General features: G+C 44.8%; 16 protein-coding genes and 1 riboswitch. Of the genes, 4 read left to right on the plus strand and 12 right to left on the minus strand.

Annotated features, from left to right (window positions below; genetic code table 11):
• Nucleotides 1-206 precede the first annotated feature (206 nt).
• The 4 genes from IC229_RS32110 to IC229_RS32125 all read right to left on the minus strand — a co-directional run bounded on the left by IC229_RS32110 (nucleotide 207) and on the right by IC229_RS32125 (nucleotide 5,227).
• The gene (locus IC229_RS32110; RefSeq protein WP_190892594.1) at nucleotides 207-581 is read right to left on the minus strand and encodes a hypothetical protein; all 375 of its coding nucleotides are present in this window, start codon (nucleotides 579-581) and stop codon (nucleotides 207-209) included.
• Nucleotides 582-617: 36 nt separating this feature from the next.
• A complete protein-coding gene (locus IC229_RS32115) occupies nucleotides 618-1,574 on the minus strand; it encodes an alpha/beta hydrolase (protein WP_190892595.1) in 957 nt (318 codons plus the stop codon).
• A gap of 627 nt (nucleotides 1,575-2,201) precedes the next feature.
• Nucleotides 2,202-4,901 (minus strand): ABC transporter permease, encoded by a 2,700-nt coding sequence (locus IC229_RS32120; protein WP_190892596.1) that lies wholly within the window; start codon nucleotides 4,899-4,901, stop codon nucleotides 2,202-2,204.
• On the minus strand, nucleotides 4,889-5,227 hold the full coding sequence (locus IC229_RS32125) for a PadR family transcriptional regulator (RefSeq protein ID WP_190892597.1): 339 nt from the start codon (nucleotides 5,225-5,227) through the stop codon (nucleotides 4,889-4,891). Before IC229_RS32125 ends, IC229_RS32120 begins: the two co-directional genes overlap by 13 nt.
• 737 nt (nucleotides 5,228-5,964) lie before the next feature.
• Here IC229_RS32125 and IC229_RS32130 point away from each other — a divergent pair.
• Nucleotides 5,965-6,510 (plus strand): nuclear transport factor 2 family protein, encoded by a 546-nt coding sequence (locus tag IC229_RS32130; protein WP_317171682.1) that lies wholly within the window; start codon nucleotides 5,965-5,967, stop codon nucleotides 6,508-6,510.
• A gap of 15 nt (nucleotides 6,511-6,525) precedes the next feature.
• On the plus strand, nucleotides 6,526-7,152 hold the full coding sequence (locus tag IC229_RS32135) for an MOSC domain-containing protein (protein ID WP_190892599.1): 627 nt from the start codon (nucleotides 6,526-6,528) through the stop codon (nucleotides 7,150-7,152).
• Nucleotides 7,153-7,342: 190 nt separating this feature from the next.
• On the opposite strand, the gene IC229_RS32140 is transcribed toward IC229_RS32135, so the two are convergent.
• The 3 genes from IC229_RS32140 to IC229_RS32150 form a co-directional block, all read right to left on the minus strand.
• Nucleotides 7,343-7,828, minus strand: coding sequence for a hypothetical protein (locus IC229_RS32140; RefSeq protein ID WP_190892601.1), 486 nt, complete (start codon nucleotides 7,826-7,828; stop codon nucleotides 7,343-7,345).
• Nucleotides 7,829-8,236: 408 nt separating this feature from the next.
• Complete coding sequence (locus tag IC229_RS32145; RefSeq protein WP_190892603.1) at nucleotides 8,237-8,413, minus strand: hypothetical protein; 177 nt, start codon at nucleotides 8,411-8,413, stop codon at nucleotides 8,237-8,239.
• A 120-nt stretch (nucleotides 8,414-8,533) separates the two neighbouring features.
• A complete protein-coding gene (locus IC229_RS32150) occupies nucleotides 8,534-8,812 on the minus strand; it encodes a hypothetical protein (protein WP_190892605.1) in 279 nt (92 codons plus the stop codon).
• A 299-nt stretch (nucleotides 8,813-9,111) separates the two neighbouring features.
• On the opposite strand from IC229_RS32150, the gene IC229_RS32155 reads away from it, so the two are divergent.
• On the plus strand, nucleotides 9,112-9,669 hold the full coding sequence (locus IC229_RS32155; RefSeq protein WP_190892607.1) for a hypothetical protein: 558 nt from the start codon (nucleotides 9,112-9,114) through the stop codon (nucleotides 9,667-9,669).
• Nucleotides 9,670-9,838: 169 nt separating this feature from the next.
• Here the strand turns inward: IC229_RS32155 and IC229_RS32160 are convergent, their stop codons facing one another.
• Complete coding sequence (locus IC229_RS32160; RefSeq protein WP_190892608.1) at nucleotides 9,839-10,168, minus strand: DUF1493 family protein; 330 nt, start codon at nucleotides 10,166-10,168, stop codon at nucleotides 9,839-9,841.
• Between the two features lie 202 nt (nucleotides 10,169-10,370).
• Nucleotides 10,371-10,588: riboswitch (cobalamin riboswitch) on the plus strand.
• Between the two features lie 166 nt (nucleotides 10,589-10,754).
• Between IC229_RS32160 and IC229_RS32165 the strand changes: the two genes are divergently transcribed.
• The gene (locus tag IC229_RS32165) at nucleotides 10,755-12,461 is read left to right on the plus strand and encodes a hypothetical protein (protein ID WP_190892610.1); all 1,707 of its coding nucleotides are present in this window, start codon (nucleotides 10,755-10,757) and stop codon (nucleotides 12,459-12,461) included.
• 801 nt (nucleotides 12,462-13,262) lie between these two features.
• On the opposite strand, the gene IC229_RS32170 is transcribed toward IC229_RS32165, so the two are convergent.
• From IC229_RS32170 to IC229_RS32185, 4 genes are all read right to left on the minus strand, one after another.
• Nucleotides 13,263-13,694 (minus strand): hypothetical protein, encoded by a 432-nt coding sequence (locus IC229_RS32170; protein ID WP_190892612.1) that lies wholly within the window; start codon nucleotides 13,692-13,694, stop codon nucleotides 13,263-13,265.
• 163 nt (nucleotides 13,695-13,857) lie between these two features.
• Nucleotides 13,858-14,316, minus strand: a complete 459-nt coding sequence (locus tag IC229_RS32175; RefSeq protein WP_190892614.1) for a hypothetical protein — start codon at nucleotides 14,314-14,316, stop codon at nucleotides 13,858-13,860.
• 65 nt (nucleotides 14,317-14,381) lie between these two features.
• Nucleotides 14,382-15,263: a hypothetical protein gene (locus IC229_RS32180; RefSeq protein WP_190892616.1), complete on the minus strand. Its 882-nt coding sequence runs from the start codon at nucleotides 15,261-15,263 to the stop codon at nucleotides 14,382-14,384.
• A 174-nt stretch (nucleotides 15,264-15,437) separates the two neighbouring features.
• Nucleotides 15,438-15,988, minus strand: a 551-nt coding sequence (locus IC229_RS32185) for an IS3 family transposase (RefSeq protein ID WP_223834331.1), incomplete at its 5' end; no start/stop codon positions are given.

The raw sequence follows: 15,988 nt of genomic DNA on the forward strand, positions 1-15,988 counted from the left end.
TCGAACCAAATCAGTTCCTTTTTGGGAGCTTGCAAACGTTTATAGTAGTCGGCTACCAGCAGGGACGGACAATTGTAATCATGGCGCCCTAAACAAAAATAGATCGGTACCTGGATGGCAGGAATATGGGTTTGTACGTCTAAAATTGGCCAGATGCTTTGTATAAGTCAAGACTTGTTCTGACATTCGTGAATTATCTAAGCAGTTTACAGTGGGCAGACTCGGCTTGAGCAAGCAAATTTTGCTCTATTTGAAATCTGGCCCGCTTTGGTAATTGCAACCACTTCTGAATTGGTTTCTTTGTCGAGTTCTATTCGTAACTCCCCTGAATGTTCTTCTAATTCAAATCGAGTACCATCATCTAGCGTAGTTGAAATATCTACATAATTGCCGGTTACATTCGTAGCAGGAGCCATTTTTTTGTTAATAAAATCCTGAACACGTTTCGTTTTCTCTTTATCGTATTTGGCGAAAAACTCATACGTATCCTCTGAATCAGTAATCTTGATTTTAGTGTCTTTGCCGTTCCAGCAAGCGAACAACGTTCCAGCAAGAAGAATTGCAGTCAGTAGTTGTCTCATACTATCGTTGTTTTACTGAGCATTTGACTTAACCTGTCATTTAGTAGTTAAATTACGTTCTATCCATGTCGAGACTATATCAGCAACTTGCTTCTCTTCCCCCATATACATATGGTCGGCCCCTTTTATCGTCGCGGTTGTCACACTAACTGGACCACCGGGTTGTTTTTTTATACTGGTTTTCAGTAGTTCCAAGTCAGCTTCAGTACCGATGTCTCCAGAAGTGCCATAGAAACACAAAATAGGGCATTTTATTTTCGTAATACCGGCGTGGCCAGTCTGTAGCCCATAAAAATCCTTATATTCGGGCGGGTCGTTAGCCATATCGACCACCGTAGCGGCACTAATATAAGATGGCAATCTACGCTGAGGGATTTGAATCAATTCCTCTCCTTTTCGCTCGGATACCAGTCTCAGTGCCTGTTTGTATTGCAGGGTGTCCGTGGGACCAGCCCCCATACTCCCAGAGGCTAACACCAGCCCGACTACCCGAATATCCTGATGGCTCGCTTGGTATTCGCGCACCGCTGCGGCACCGGCGCTGTGGCCAATTAAAATAATTTTTTTAAATCCTTTGGCTTGAGCAAAGTCGATCCAAGCGGCTATATCTTTGGCTTGGTCGCTGGTTATGCCCCAGTAGCCTCCACCCCTCATACGTCCGCTCTTTTTATAGCCGGCTACATTCCCCAGATCATGCATTCGTGTATTGACCGAGAGGCAAGCATAGCCCTTTTCGGCCAGATTTCTACCCAGTGAAATATAGCTGGGCATGTAGAAATTAGCTCCCCACCCATGCACTAAAATAATGGCAATGGAATTGACGGATTCGTTTTTTGCGTGGAAAAATAAGCCCGCATCGAAGATGGTATCCTTGGCCATTGTATAAACTACTTCTTCGGGAAGTGTGGCAGGGTGCAACTCATACTTAGGTTGGCTAAATGCACTGAGAACACCTATTAAATGAAGACAGCTGATAAGAAGTGGAGTTTTCATAAGGTAGTTAATAGTTTGATCCACAGTACAATGGCAATATTATAAATATATGTGTATTGCATAGTACTATGTTTAACAAATACATAGGCGGTTTTAGTGATTGATTAGTGGAATACCATAGATCAAACTGATTTTATAGTATCCACTTGATAATTTTCTACAGACTATACTTGCTACATCTCGCCAGACTGGTCAAGTGACGGATTTTACGGTTTGTCTCGGAGTGGCATCGGCCATCCGACGCGCTCGACTTGCGGTGGTCCGCCACTGCGGTACGATTCGGCAAAGAGACCCAAGGGTATAAAAAAAGGCCCTACTAAACGTTTTATTGGTTAAGGTCCGGTTATCCCGGAGGCCGGTGACGACGAACGCACAGCTCCAGGCTAAGGCGAACAGTGTCGCCAAACGGGAGATCTTGGCAGTCCGTGCCAAGCGAGGAGTGCCACCCAAAATGCTGCGAATCCCAAAAGGCCGACCGCGAGGAATGCGGCTGCAAGCAGTTTGATTATATAGGGTTTCGTGACCATTTTTTCCGCTGCCTACCCATGTAGTTGACGATAAACGTGCAATAGGTTAGGTGTTAAATTATTGGGTAATTCATTGAAAATCCAGGTTGGCGTTCTTGATTTACTCGCTGCGTAAGCTTTTCACCGGGTTCACCAAGGCGGCTTTGATGCTCTGAAAACTGACCGTCAGCAGAGCCATCAGTAAAACCAGCAACCCGGCCCCGGCAAACATCCACCAGGAGAGGCTTATCCGGTAGGCAAAGTTCTGTAGCCACTCATGCATGAGGTACCAGGCCACCGGCGTAGCAATCAGCCCCGCGACCACCACCGGCTTCAGAAAATCGTTCAGTAACAACACAACAATGCCGCCCACGGTCGCCCCCACTATTTTGCGGATGCCGATTTCCTTGGTCTTCTGGAACGTAGCGAAGGAAATCAGGCCGTACAAGCCCAGGCAGGCAATCAACAGCGATAAGGCCGAGAAGGCCGACAGAATGGTCGAGAACCGCTCTTCAGCCTGGTATCGTTCGGCCAGGGCCAGGTCGTAAAACTGATAATCGAACAGCGCATTCGGAAAGTGCTTCGCCCACACCCGCTTGATGATCCCTACCGCCTGACTGGTTTGCCGCTGGTCAATTCGTACCGTGATTCGGGAAAAATAAGCCGTTCGCTGGTAAATAGCCAGTGGATCAATGGCGTGCTGTAACGAATTGAAGTGAAAGTCACGCACCACACCGATGATGGTGCCCGGTTGCCCATAAACCGTAAAGGGCTTGCCGATGGCGTCTTCGGCGTTTTTCCAGCCGAATTGTTTCAAGGCCCGTTCATTCACGATCACCGATTGACTCGTCTCGCCCGCGGCCAGGGCCTTAAAATTTTTCCCGGCCAGTAGGTTTATGCCGTACACCGCCAGGTAGTTGGCATCGACCAAAAACCGCGACGTCATGGCCCGCACCGGTTTCCCCTTTCGGTCGATGGTATTGGCATCAACGGCGTCCAGTCCGTACAGAATGGATGAGGTTGCGGCAGTCACTCCGCCGATCAGCGGGTTGGCGGCCAGATCCGCCCGGAAAGCCTCGTAGCGTTGGACGACGTCGGCGTTTCCATTTACTTTTAAAAACAACAGGACCTCGTTGTCATAGCCCAGGTCCTTGTGTTTGATATATGCCATCTGCGTGTAAATAACCACAATGCCGGTGATTAGCAGCAGGGTAATCACAAACTGCATGACGACCAGAGACTGACGCAGTACGACACCCCTGGCGCTGGATTTAAATGCACCCTTCAATACACTCACCGGTTTGAAGGCCGACAGAACGAACGCCGGATAAAGGCCCGACAGAATGCCCAGTAAAACGGTGATGCCAGTCAGGAAAAGCAGCAGCAACGGCGGGTCAACCAGCGAAAGGTCTTTCCCCGTAAACTGGTTGAAGAATGGCAGCATGAGCTGAGAAACCAAACCGGAAACCAGCAGGGCGAGCAAAGCGATGATGATTGACTCGACTAAATAAGAAAGGATGAGTTGCGACTTGATGGCACCCACTACCTTTTTAATCCCGACTTCCTTGGCCCTTCCCACCGAGCGGGCCGTGGCCAGATTGGTATAATTGATGCCCGCCAGCAGCAGAATAAATAGCCCGATGGTCGAGAAGATATAGATCTGGTCGATTGTACCGGTATCCGCAATCTCCTCCTTTAACTGCGACCGGAGATGAATATCAGCCAGGGGCTGTAGGTTAGACAGATAGTCAGTCTGCCGGTCGCCGGTATGCGTAGCGTACAGGTGGGCGATCTTAGCCGCGAACGCCTGATAATCCACCCCTTTTTTGAGTAACAGGTACGTATAGTAGCCTTGTTCACTCCAGGCTTCCGTCGTCAGTATCTCTGGTTTGAATACCTCAAGGGTTCGGAAAGAGCCCAGCATTGAAAACGTAAAATGGGCATTCTTTGGTGGGTCAGGGATGATACCGGTGATGGTATAATTGGCTCCCCGCCCGGTGCTGTCGTACAGAAAGACGGTCAGTAGCTGCCCCATCGGATCTTTATCCCCGAAATAGTTCCGGGCCGTCGATTCGGTCAGGATCATGGAATACGGTTCATTCAAGGCCGTAGCCGGATTGCCCCGGATTAAGCGGTAACTAAACACGTCGAAGAACGAAGGGTCCGTAAAAATAATGTTCGACTCCAGCGTTTGCTTTCCACCCTGCTGGACAACTTCTTCCCGTCGTCTTAGCCGAACCGTCTGCTCCACCTCCGGGTAGTTGTCTTTTAGGGTATTCGCCACCACAGCACCGGTCCTGGCAAATGTCGAGCGGCCATTTTCGGATTTTTTGGTCGTCGTCACCCGAAAAATCCGGTCGTAATGTTGGTTAAAGGTATCGTAGCTCAGTTCATTGTATACCCAAAGGGCAATCAGGGTAAAGCAGGTAAGACCAGCGGACAACCCAACCAAATTGATGAGGGAATACACCCTGTTTTTTAGCAGGTTGCGAAAAGCGGTTTTGAAATAATTGCGTATCATGTCAGGGTGTAGCGTTGAAAGTGGTTGATACTCATCATGAATTTGGCCAGTTGTGGTCCAGCTAAACGGGCGAATCAATCGCAGGACCGCCAGCGCATATCGCCAGCGGGCTCCCCGAACCCCTCCTGTTTTTAGCCAATAGGCATACATCTCCAGCAAATCGCCCTGCAGTTCATCTTCCAGGCCGGGTGGGCTAAAGCGGCTCAGTAACCAGGCAGCCCAACTTGGCGGCCGCCGGGCCGCCGTTCGGCGATTCAGCGGCTGGGACTCGTTTTCCTCTCCGTTGGTTAAACGCCCCATAGCTGGATCACTTGGGTTGGAATCTGCTCCCACAGTTGGCTACGCATATGCCGACACTCGATCAGCGCCCGCTGGCCTGCCGCCGTTACTGTAAACAATCGTTTCTGACGACCACCCCGCTCGGCGGTGGCTCCACCCATCTGAGAGGAGACAAAACCCTTCTCCTGGAGCCGTTGCAACGTAGTGTGAACGGTGGGAAAGCTAATGCTACGGGCCATCTGCTGATCGATGGTTTGCGTAATCGAGGCACAGTAAGCTGACTCCTGCAGGGCAGCCACCGTCAACAGGACGACTTCTTCTAACTCACCTAAAAATGCTCGTTTCATAGCAAAAAGCGGTCGGAACGGTCCGGCTCCGAAGCGACTGATTCATCTGGGTTTTGCAACGGCAGACCACACAAAGCCGTTGTTAGTATAGATTTAGTCGTACAAATAACTAACCAAACTAGTTAAGATAGGCCAGCGGGTGTCAATAGGGCTTTTTTATGGACGCGTCTAGCGATGAATTGTCCATTTTTGGACAGATAAAGTCCAGTAACGGACATATTTATTTTCGTCCAAAAAAGGGCAGCAATTTTAATTCAGAGAACCTATTACCTCCTATGAATTAGTCGCATGCGCTCCTTTTGATTGTCTTTCTAAATTGTTCACAAAACTACTGATAGCTTTTTAAATAAGACAAATAGCCAGTAAACCGGACCACCTCAACTTACTTATCCTGAACGTACGCAATCATGAAATCCCCCTTGAATACCAAGGACAACTTGAAATAGGAAGCTTATGCCATTTTCGACCAATAAAAGGATTGTTAATTTGGCCTATCAGACATTTAACCTTCTGTTAATAAACAATTTATACTCATGTCAGAAGTCATTAAAATCGTTCACAAAACCCTCCCTCGGTTCTCGGATAAGATATACAACAGTTTCAGTGTACTGTGCCGTCGAGGGCTATTTTTTTGGTAAAACCAAACTTTCTTTCATAGGATAACGTCAATTTTGATTTACTTTCGACCAAACTATTTGTCTGGCGAACTTACCCGTTAGCCGCTAAACCAACTCAGTATGAACACCACGGAGTCAAGCTCACAATTCGACGATGACGGTCGGCCTTTTGTGGTTGAAGCTTGCGGAGATTCAATGTGGGACGAGGTACTCGCTCAACCTGCTTACAATCCAGGCTTGCGACCACCCCTGCCGCCATTTACGCTTGAGATGGCTTTGCAAAAAGTTCAGATGGCCGAAGATGCCTGGAATAGCAAAGATCCTGAAAAAGTCAGTTTAGCCTACACGGTCGACACGGAGTGGCGCAATCGAAGTGAATTCATCAACGGACGAGCGGAGGTGAAAGCGTTTTTGACCCGTAAATGGGAAACAGAACTCGATTACAAACTAAAGAAAGAACTATGGACTTTCGGCCAGAATCGGATCACAGTCCGCTTCGAATATGAGTGGCATGATGGAAGCGGGCAATGGTATCGAAGCTATGGCAATGAACTGTGGGAGTTCGACCAAAATGGCTTGATGAGCAAACGATTTGCCAGTATTAATGACCTCTCTATCCAACCTCACGAACGCCGTATCAGTATTAGCCAAACTGATAATGCTTAGCCCATCGTGCTATTCATGCTCATTCTTTCGGTCAATGTAGGCTTACCTCAATCAGTCCAATGGGCTGGGCGAACAATTACTACGGGTATTTTCAAGCAACCCCTTCAGGGGGCGGTGGCCCTGAATCGGCTCAACTTTGCTGGAGATGGGCAGGCTGACTTGATGGTGCACGGCGGTCCGGATAAGGCGGTGTATGCCTATGATAATCGGCATTATGCCTACTGGCAGCACCAAATTGAACGCGATGACTGGGCACCTGGCTTGTTTGGGGAGAACCTGACGACGGAAGGTCTGCTGGAATCGGAGGTGCGCATCGGCGATCTGTTTCGCGTTGGGTCAGCTCTTCTACGGGCGGTACAACCTCGGTTGCCGTGTTATAAACTGAACGTTCGGTTTGGTGATCCCGGCATGACTCGCCACTTCGCTCGTGCGGGTCGATCCGGCATTTATTTTCGGGTGGTTGAACCCGGCCTCGTGCAGGCTGGTGATAATATTACCTTGATCGAAGCGGCCAACACGGGGATTACTATTCAAACGGTGTCCCAGGTCCTCTTGAACCGTCAGGCCGCTGCTGAGGTGCTAGCTCAACTAGTTGCCTTGCCACACCTACCGGATTCGTTAAAGAAGATGTTTAGGCATTAACCCAGAGCTGATGACTTCGTAAAAAACGGTGTTACCGGCTGCTTTATGCCAGGGATTGTGGTTGACAATTATCTAATTAAACTCCCCTACCCTACTAATCAATCGTCTCCGAAAACCTCGGTTAAACCAGTGGGTTAGCCAGCTAGATTTAAGCAAATAATCGTAATAGTAAACCCCTTGGTGTCCTTACTCAATCAGCACAGCCGTTCTCCGTATGGGTGAAAATTGCCTTGGGGGCGTTGAATACCCTCCACCAGCAACCATAAGCTACATCCGTCGCGCCGAGCACATAGGTTTTGATCATCCAAACGCCGGTTTGCCGATACCATAACACACTAATGCCTTCATCAAAAATCCCTTCCTCAATCGCTTCAGCATAGGGGGTATGGGTGTACTGAATGCGTTTCCCATCTTTTCGTTTCGGCATCAACACCCCAAAGCTCCAGTTGCCACTGGTCTTTAAGCTCGTCACCTCAAACAGGATTGCTTGCTTAAGCTCTTTTTCCACCGGCTGACGGATGGCATTTAGCAGTTCTTTTCGCAGCGGTGTTCCCGGGGCGGGTACCGTTACGGCCTGAGCGAGTGTTACCGAGGATTGCCCAAGTACGAACAGAGCGGCTAAAATCCAGGCCCGTTTACTGCTTTGTGGGTGGTGTCTCCTCTTGCTGTGGGTCATCCGTTTTCACTTGCTTCAGTACAATGCCTTAGGGGAATACATAACACTACCGTTTTATCTGTAGTACCGTCCTCCAGCCAAGCGAACTGTACCAAGAACATTGCTGGTGAAGGATTGTGAGCCACTGCTTTCTAATCCCGTGCTGGGACAGAGGGTTTGGGCCGTAGGGTTGGTTGCTGCCATGAATGATGGATTAGATGATGGTTGATCAGCAAATGTCGTAGGGCGTGAGTCTGATGGCTAAGGGGAGTCAATAGCGGGTGACGTTCAGTAAATAACAGCCGTAAAAAGGGGTATAATTAACCCTAGCTCTGGTAGCGACATTTGACGCCAGAGCTGGGTGACACCTTAAAACAGGGTAGTATTGCCCAAGTAGTCATCCGGTCGCCGACGTACACATGTAGTGTGTCATTCTTGTAAAGACTCCAGCAATAGCAGCAGGGCAGACGTTTCGTAACTGATTAAGCGGAGCTTATGCTGCTCGTCCTTGTTATCGGAATCGTGTATGGTTTTCACCAAATAGTTGACAAACAGATCCAAGCGGTTAATCAAATCGGGTAGTTGGTCTTTAGTGAAATCGGTCATGCGTGGTGCGGTTTACTCGGTGCCAAGAGTGATTTTTTTTAAGTTTGCGAGTCTATTTATTCACACACTCGGGTAAATCATATACGTGCAGGGGGCTTTCGGTTTAAGTTGCTGAAACCATCATTTGTAAATGAATAGCACGTAAACCAAGACAAGCAGTAGGGTGAGCAGTGGCAGGCAGCCTACGCCCCCAACTACCCGGTCCAGGGTAGACAGCACGGCCCACTGCCGGTAGAGTACTATTGTCAGTGCGCCGGAACAGATAGCCCCAATCAGGAACAGCAAACTACCGCCGATACCCGCTCCGCCCTCAAACTTAGATGCGAACTGGGCTACCCATAGCCCCCCTATACAAAACAGAAGCGATAGGGTCGACAGACCATACAGGGCAAAAAGCATCTGGACTAATAAGTAGACTAAAGCGTATAAACCAGTAAAACGAGCCGAAAACTACGTCCTGGGCCAGGTAACCACCAGCCCCAATGTATAGCAGGCAGGAATGAGCTCCTACAAGGTGATTTTATCGGGATGATACCCAGACCTGTGCGGGTCAATTTGGCTGGGCTTATTCAGTATAGCTCCCCCGTGAGACTCTGAGAGATTGGAGTATCAATGATTCGGGCGTTTCATGAAACGGTAGTTAGGCTGAAGTTCGTACTTTGGCTCACATATTATTCACTTCTATCAACGGTATGAACATGAAAAACACTCTCTTGGCAAGCCTAACAATAGTCGTTGTCTTTGTCCAATGTGCATCGGATAAATCGGTGAAGCCCACAGTTGACAATGAACAAGCGAGCAGTCAGCTAATGAAAGAACTAGTACCTCAACTCACAGGTAGCTGGACGATGAAACAGCTTCGCATCAAATCCATCAATAACTCCGGCCAGAATGAGCTTAAGATCCGTAAGGATACCACGCTGACCAATTTTGCTATCTTAACGCTGGCACGGGCTTCTCTACAAAATAATCCTATTCGTGACCGATATGAGGGTAGTATTCAGTACGCTAGTAAAACCTATCCGATACGGTTCGATTTGCTGGCTGGCGCAATAGCTGGAAAGGGGCCCAAAGCTTACTTTCTGCTGGAGTATAACTTTCCCGTTGGCTATTCAGGTCCTACGGAGAAAGAAGCCTATTTTCTTGAACGGATTGGCATACTCTTAGAAACTTTTGCCTTGGAAACGGTAAGTGGAAGCATGACTTGGCATGGTTTAAACCGGGGCATTGACCAGATCGATCTGGTCAAAAACTAATATAATTTCGATAGTCGTATAATAGCGATAGAATTCAACAGGTAATAAAGGATCAAAACTACTTTCTCACAAATTGCTCCTTCGTGAGACGCAGAGAGATTTGAGTATCAATAATTCGGGCGTTTTTTGAAACACCAAAAATTTAAAGGAATTAGTTGACTATGGAACTTCATTGTTGAATAGGTTTAAACCATTCTCCACTTTCTATGACTCTTAATAAATGGTCTATTGTAATTTCTAACTTCTTAATTTTTGAGGGATAAAAAACTCTGTTGTATACATCTTTTATCATATAGATGGGATGAACCATCTCAAAAAAATAATCATAATAGTTATAATTTTTTCCATCAATATGGAAGGTTTCACCAAACTCATCGAAAAAATCGTCTATTTCATCTGGGCCAAATCCAAATGATTGTATGGTCGAAGTAAGCTTAATTTTGCTCCTGTTGACTCCGTGTTTTTCAAGCAGCACCGTTAATCTTTCTAAATTATCCATTCTTTTAAGAAACGCTTAATCTTAGCTTCTTTTGAATATTGAATTATACGAAACGCTCCTCAAATTAAAACGAAAGGGTTTTTATGTACCTGCGCAGTTAAAGTTCAAGAAACTAGATTTGAAAGCCCTACAGCTAATTTAAGGTTCATTAATAGGTTATCTAAGGAAGAATAATTTTATCTTTGAGAAGTTCTTTGTAACACTCGTCAATCGGAGGATTGGTTTCCGTTGCAGCGTTCCGCTAAGCTGCAACAGGAATTAATAAGGAATTGTGTGAAAATCACGATCAGGCGTGCTACTGTAAATATCGGTTTCTGGATAAGAAACAAGTTGGTAACTTTTGTGCCCATTGTCTTTTGAGATGAGAAGGGCGGTACCAATGATATAAGCCAGGAGACTTGCCAATCTTCTCAATGACTACGCTCTCACGACTTGGGGCTTGGTTCACGTATTGATCTATAAATTTTATGGTTTTATCTGCTGTCTACTTGTGAATGGCGTTGCTATGTCCTAACCGTTAGTCATTGATAAGCAGTCATTGGGTAGTTTGATATAGCTACTTACTATTTAGATAATCAGTCAACTAATGACTTGTGTTCGCCTCATCGCCTCGATAGGACAGTTTATTGTCCTGTATTTTCTCTGCTTATTTGCCCAAGCCCAAAGTACCAATGCTCCTTTCAGTACTGATTATTACCACTTGCTGGACCGGTTGGAGATTAGCCAACAAATAGCGATACCGGGTTTTCAAAGTACCTTTAAGCCATACTCGCGGACTACGATTAATGCCTTACTTGATTCTGGTATTACTAGTACCTCTCAGCTTTCATCAACTGACCACCTCAATATAGCTTACCTACGAGCCGATTCTAGAGAAGGGGATACCTCTGTAACAAACTCGTTGATACCAACCGATTATCAAACGCAATCTAAATCCCCAAGGCCCTTTTACCGACAACCTGTTGATCTGTTCGCTAAACGGTGGTCAGGTTTCGATTGGCATATTAATCCTGTGATTGGTCTGGGGGTTGGTCAGCAAGCCGACACGACTCACACCCTGAAAAACTACACATTTGGACTAGAAACGCGGGGAAGCTTTAACGGATGGGTAGGCTTTTATGGCTTTTTTACGATCAATCAGGCGATCTACCCTCGCCATGTTCAAGCGTATAGACAACGCTATGAATTAGTTGGCCGAGGGCTGGCTCCGGGTGAAGGAGTGGCTCGTATGAAGACCGACGATCAAGCCCTATTTTATGGGTGGCGGGGCTATTTAACCACCAGGCTGTTGAAAATAACGGATGTCCAACTCGGTCGAGATCGTCTATTTATTGGTAGTGGTTATCGCTCATTAGTACTTTCCGATACCAGTGATCCTTACTGGTTTCTTAAATTAACGACGCATATAGGAAGGTTTGACTATGTAAACTTATATACTGTATTACGAAATACGGAATCGCCTTCGGAGGGTTCAACTACCAATCCTCCCAAATATATGTTTATGCATCACCTGGGCCTGAATATAGGACAACATATCAACGTGGGTGTTTTTGAGGCAGTTGTATTTAGTCGACCACATATCGACTTTACTTATATTAACCCTGTTATTTTGTATCGATACGTTGAATCGTCGTTGGGAAGCTCCGACAATGCGTTTATCGGTGTTGATTTTAAAGGGAAGTGGGGAGGTCAGTGGTTGGTCTACAGCCAGGTTATGCTGGACGAATTTGTGTTAAAGGACTTAAGAGCTATGAACGGCTCATGGGCCAACAAATTCGCGCTTCAGCTCGGAGCCAAATATATCAATGCCTTAGGTATTGCGAACTTCGATTTACAGGGGGAGATGAACCTAGCCCGCCCTTTTATGTATACACATCAAAGTAGTCAGACCAATTATGTTCATGATAATCAGCCTTTAGCTCACCCGCTAGGCAGTAATTTTATCGAAGGTATTGGCATTGCGCGTTATCAACATAAACGGTTCCAAGGGGTTGGAACCTTGGGCTTAATGATGTTTGGTACTGACCCACCGGGTTTAAACTTAGGGGGTAATCTATTGACAGATTATCTGACCCGTCTACGATTTTATGACAATTATATTGGACAAGGTCGGAAAACGTTTGTCACGTATGTTAACCTACGATTATCCTACCAAGTATGGCATAATGGGTTTGTGGACTTACAATATTTATATCGCTTACAGAGTAGTGAGTATAAGCCAGATTCTTATGAATATCAGTTAGCTAGCCTTAGCCTAAGGTTAAATCTCCCTTATAGAAACATGACTTTCTAGTTTTCGTAACTGGTGTGGATTTGCTACCTTTTACTGGACAAAAAAGCTAAGTAACATTTGTTAGAATAGGTAACCTCAAAAATCCCTCCTACGTGAGACGAATGAGTTATCATGTTTCTGCCTTATAGTTCGTGCGTTCTTTATACACTTGTTACGAAACTATATAAATTAATGAAGAAAAAAGACGAATTCTGTATTTGTATTATGAATCGATTTCGAGATAATTTATATCCTTGAAAAGATTTCCATTATATTTTTTATTTAGCAAGTAGTAGATTAGTATTGATGTAAGGAATGTTAGCCCCCACGCTATATTTTCGGCATTTAGCATATTAAAATTGACATAATTCCAGCCATTTGATAGCTTATAAAGTAGGGGAGTTGTGAGCGTAAGAAAAAAACCTGTTAAGAGGATTGAGAAAGTGTTTACTCGCTTAATAATTTTACCAATTATATAAACAATTGGATAATATATAAAAAGACTCAACAATAAGGGAGCTATATTAAAATAGAAAGTAGCCCATAAAATTTCAAAGAAATTTATGTCAGGAGCCGCTGGAAAATTCGCTATTGTGCTAGGGAGATAAGTTTCATTCGTAAGATTATACTTCATAATGATAAAGTAAAATATCAAAAAGGATAAATCCTTAAAAAGTATATGTAAGGGAAATAGACACATATTATTATATATTTCAACATAGCCAATAGATTCAGAACTACTTTTGCAACAGTCGTTGTCCTTATTTGATTACACACTTTATAAGGTTGTGTTCATTAGAAATTAAAGATAATTTACTAACATCAGCGTGTTAGCGTTAGCTTTAGATTATAATCGGGAATAGATGAGTTAGGCCAGCCACTATAGATCATCTTATTACACTCATATAGCTCCATTTTGCCTTCCATCAATAACGTGTCAATTTTAGTGACTTGGTATATTTTTAACATATCATCAGTTACATTATAGTATTTTTTGATAACGGGCATTAAGCCATAACTAAATCCTAATAAACTGTCTGGATCACTTATTGAGCTATCTCGATTAAAAGAGATAGTCCCTGAAAACTGATGCCGCTTGTTAGAGGTAAAGCGACTAGTGTATTGCCACGTACCAAGAATATTTTTGGAAGGCTCTAATCCCGTACATCCAGTTTGTAAGGAGTTGATATCGTTCTTGCAACTAGCCAGAAGAACGACGGTTACTAGTAAAATATCGGTTAATAAGTTATTCACAGTGGATATTTCAGTTTCAAGGCAAATAGAAAAGTAAGCGTATGATTCATGTACCGTATTTTAAATTGTACTCATGAAAGAGATGAATCTGAAACACACATAGTTTTAAACATAATTTATTAAGTAGACCCATATTCGTGGCCTTCCTGGCTTGTAAGGCTTATTATTTTACTGTAATGACATAGGTTAGGTTAGCACCTAACGCTATCTGCTGATTGTTGAAGCGAACCTCCGTTAAGTGCATCCAGCCATCACACTCACTGTTATCCCTTCGGCTAGTTAAGGTAAGGCTTCCAATTGCCTTGTTGTCAATTTCAACCGTGTATTGGTTTTGCTCTGCCTGAGCGAATACATTATATTGTACTTGATAAAGAATTTTATATTGATCATTTGTCACCAAAGGTTTAAACTCCGCTTTCGAAACAATACTTCGTGTTCCAGTGCTAGAAGCATAACTCAACCGTAGAGCACCAGCCTGTAAAGTATCATTAAATACAGATTGGCCTTGAGGGTTTATAAAGGCAAAGTTATAGCTGGGTGGAGGCGACTGGCAGAGTCTTTGTCGGCATGAAAGAGCAAAGCCCACATTTAGTAATAAAATGATAATCGTAGTGAATTTCATAAAATAGGCTTAACAAGGATTGATACAGAAGGTATTTCGGCTTTTACTTATGGACAGCGAACCTGTCAATTTGCGTAAACGTATTCAAACACATCTGTTCCCGAACGCCTGAAGATTGGATAACCATCAGGTCGATATTCGTAAGTATATTCTGTAACACTAACAACTTCACCAGATAAATTCCGCTTAATTTCTTTGATAATATTGTTTGGAGAAGTAAAGTCTGGCGCATTAAGCTCATATAATGGGTTCGGCTTATTATCATACTCGTAGTCAATCGTGTAAAACTTTCCAGCTAGAGTTCTTACTGTACGAACGTTATTATTTACATCTCTAATTGCCCGGCTGTACTCACCTACCTGGGTTGACGTATTCGGATCTCCTATTACTGTTGCCGACCAGATTAATTGCCCCCTTTGGTCGAAACGAAGCTGCCGGGTCGTGCCACCTGCGGGGCTACTACTTTCAAAATAACTATTGATCCGCCCTACATGGTTGGTCATAAATTTGAGAGTGCGAATGAGATTAATAGGAGTGCCAGGCATTGAACCCCAATAAAAAGAGATTTGCTGCAAACCCTGTTGACCATATTGATAGACCTGACGATAGGCAGCTTCCTCTGAGAGCTTATAATTTAGGTAGGCTTCCTGTAAACGGCCAACTGAATCGTAGCGGTAATTAAGAATAACCGCGCCATTTTGTTTTGTTTGAATTAGTTGAGGCCTTTGGGTTAGTCCTACGAGAGAATAAGGAAACATTCGGTTACCATTCGAATCATCGAAGGTAGGCTGATCATCCCGTCGGTTGTCATCGAGCTTTTTAGCTAATATCGCTTGATTTTTCACTTCTAGAATTTGTGCATCCGTTAGCCGCAAGATGTTCTGATCTTCAGAATGGCAGCTTACAAACAAGATTGCAATCAAAATAGAGAGTTGGAATTGATTCATAATTGTAATAATTATTATTCCCTATAACTATTATGTGTCTATTCTCTAAAATTAGACTAACAATTAGACTTTTGAAAAACCTCTAGCTTTTATTTTCTTAACGATAAATTAAATAAACATTTAGGACTTTCATCAAGGAAAATGGTTTGGGGTGGTCCCGTTTGGCCGGACACTTTACTTATGAGAGTTTGATAAAACAGTTTGATAATATTGGTTTTCAAAGTCCACCGGGGAACGGTAGCCTAACGCTGAATGCAACCGACGGACGTTATAATACCCTTCAATGTAGTTAAACAACTCGTCACGAGCATCTTGCAGGTTCATAAAACAGCCGTCCTCTAACAACTCCGCTTTTAATCGACTCCAGAACGACTCTGCATGGGCATTTTGGTAGGGATTGTCAGCTTCCGCCATACTTTGTAGACACCGCCATTTATTGAGCCGTTGCCGAAAAGAATGACCAAAATACTGACCACCTCGATCCGAGTGGACAATCAAACCCGACTTAGGGTGACGCTGCTGGAGGGCCTGATCAAAAGCCTGCACAATCAGGCTCTCTTTCATGTGCTTGTCAACCCACCAGCCCACGATCCGACGGGAAAACAAATCCATCCAACTCGCTAAATAGGCCCAGCGCCCGTCAGCTAGAGGCAAATACGGTAGAGTAGGGCAAGCGCGCCTGGGTAGTTTCACAACTACCGGTTTCGCTTGCCCTCTCCCCGAAC

The sequence above is a fragment of the Spirosoma profusum genome (assembly GCF_014699005.1).
GTDB classification, from domain to species: domain Bacteria; phylum Bacteroidota; class Bacteroidia; order Cytophagales; family Spirosomataceae; genus Spirosoma; species Spirosoma profusum.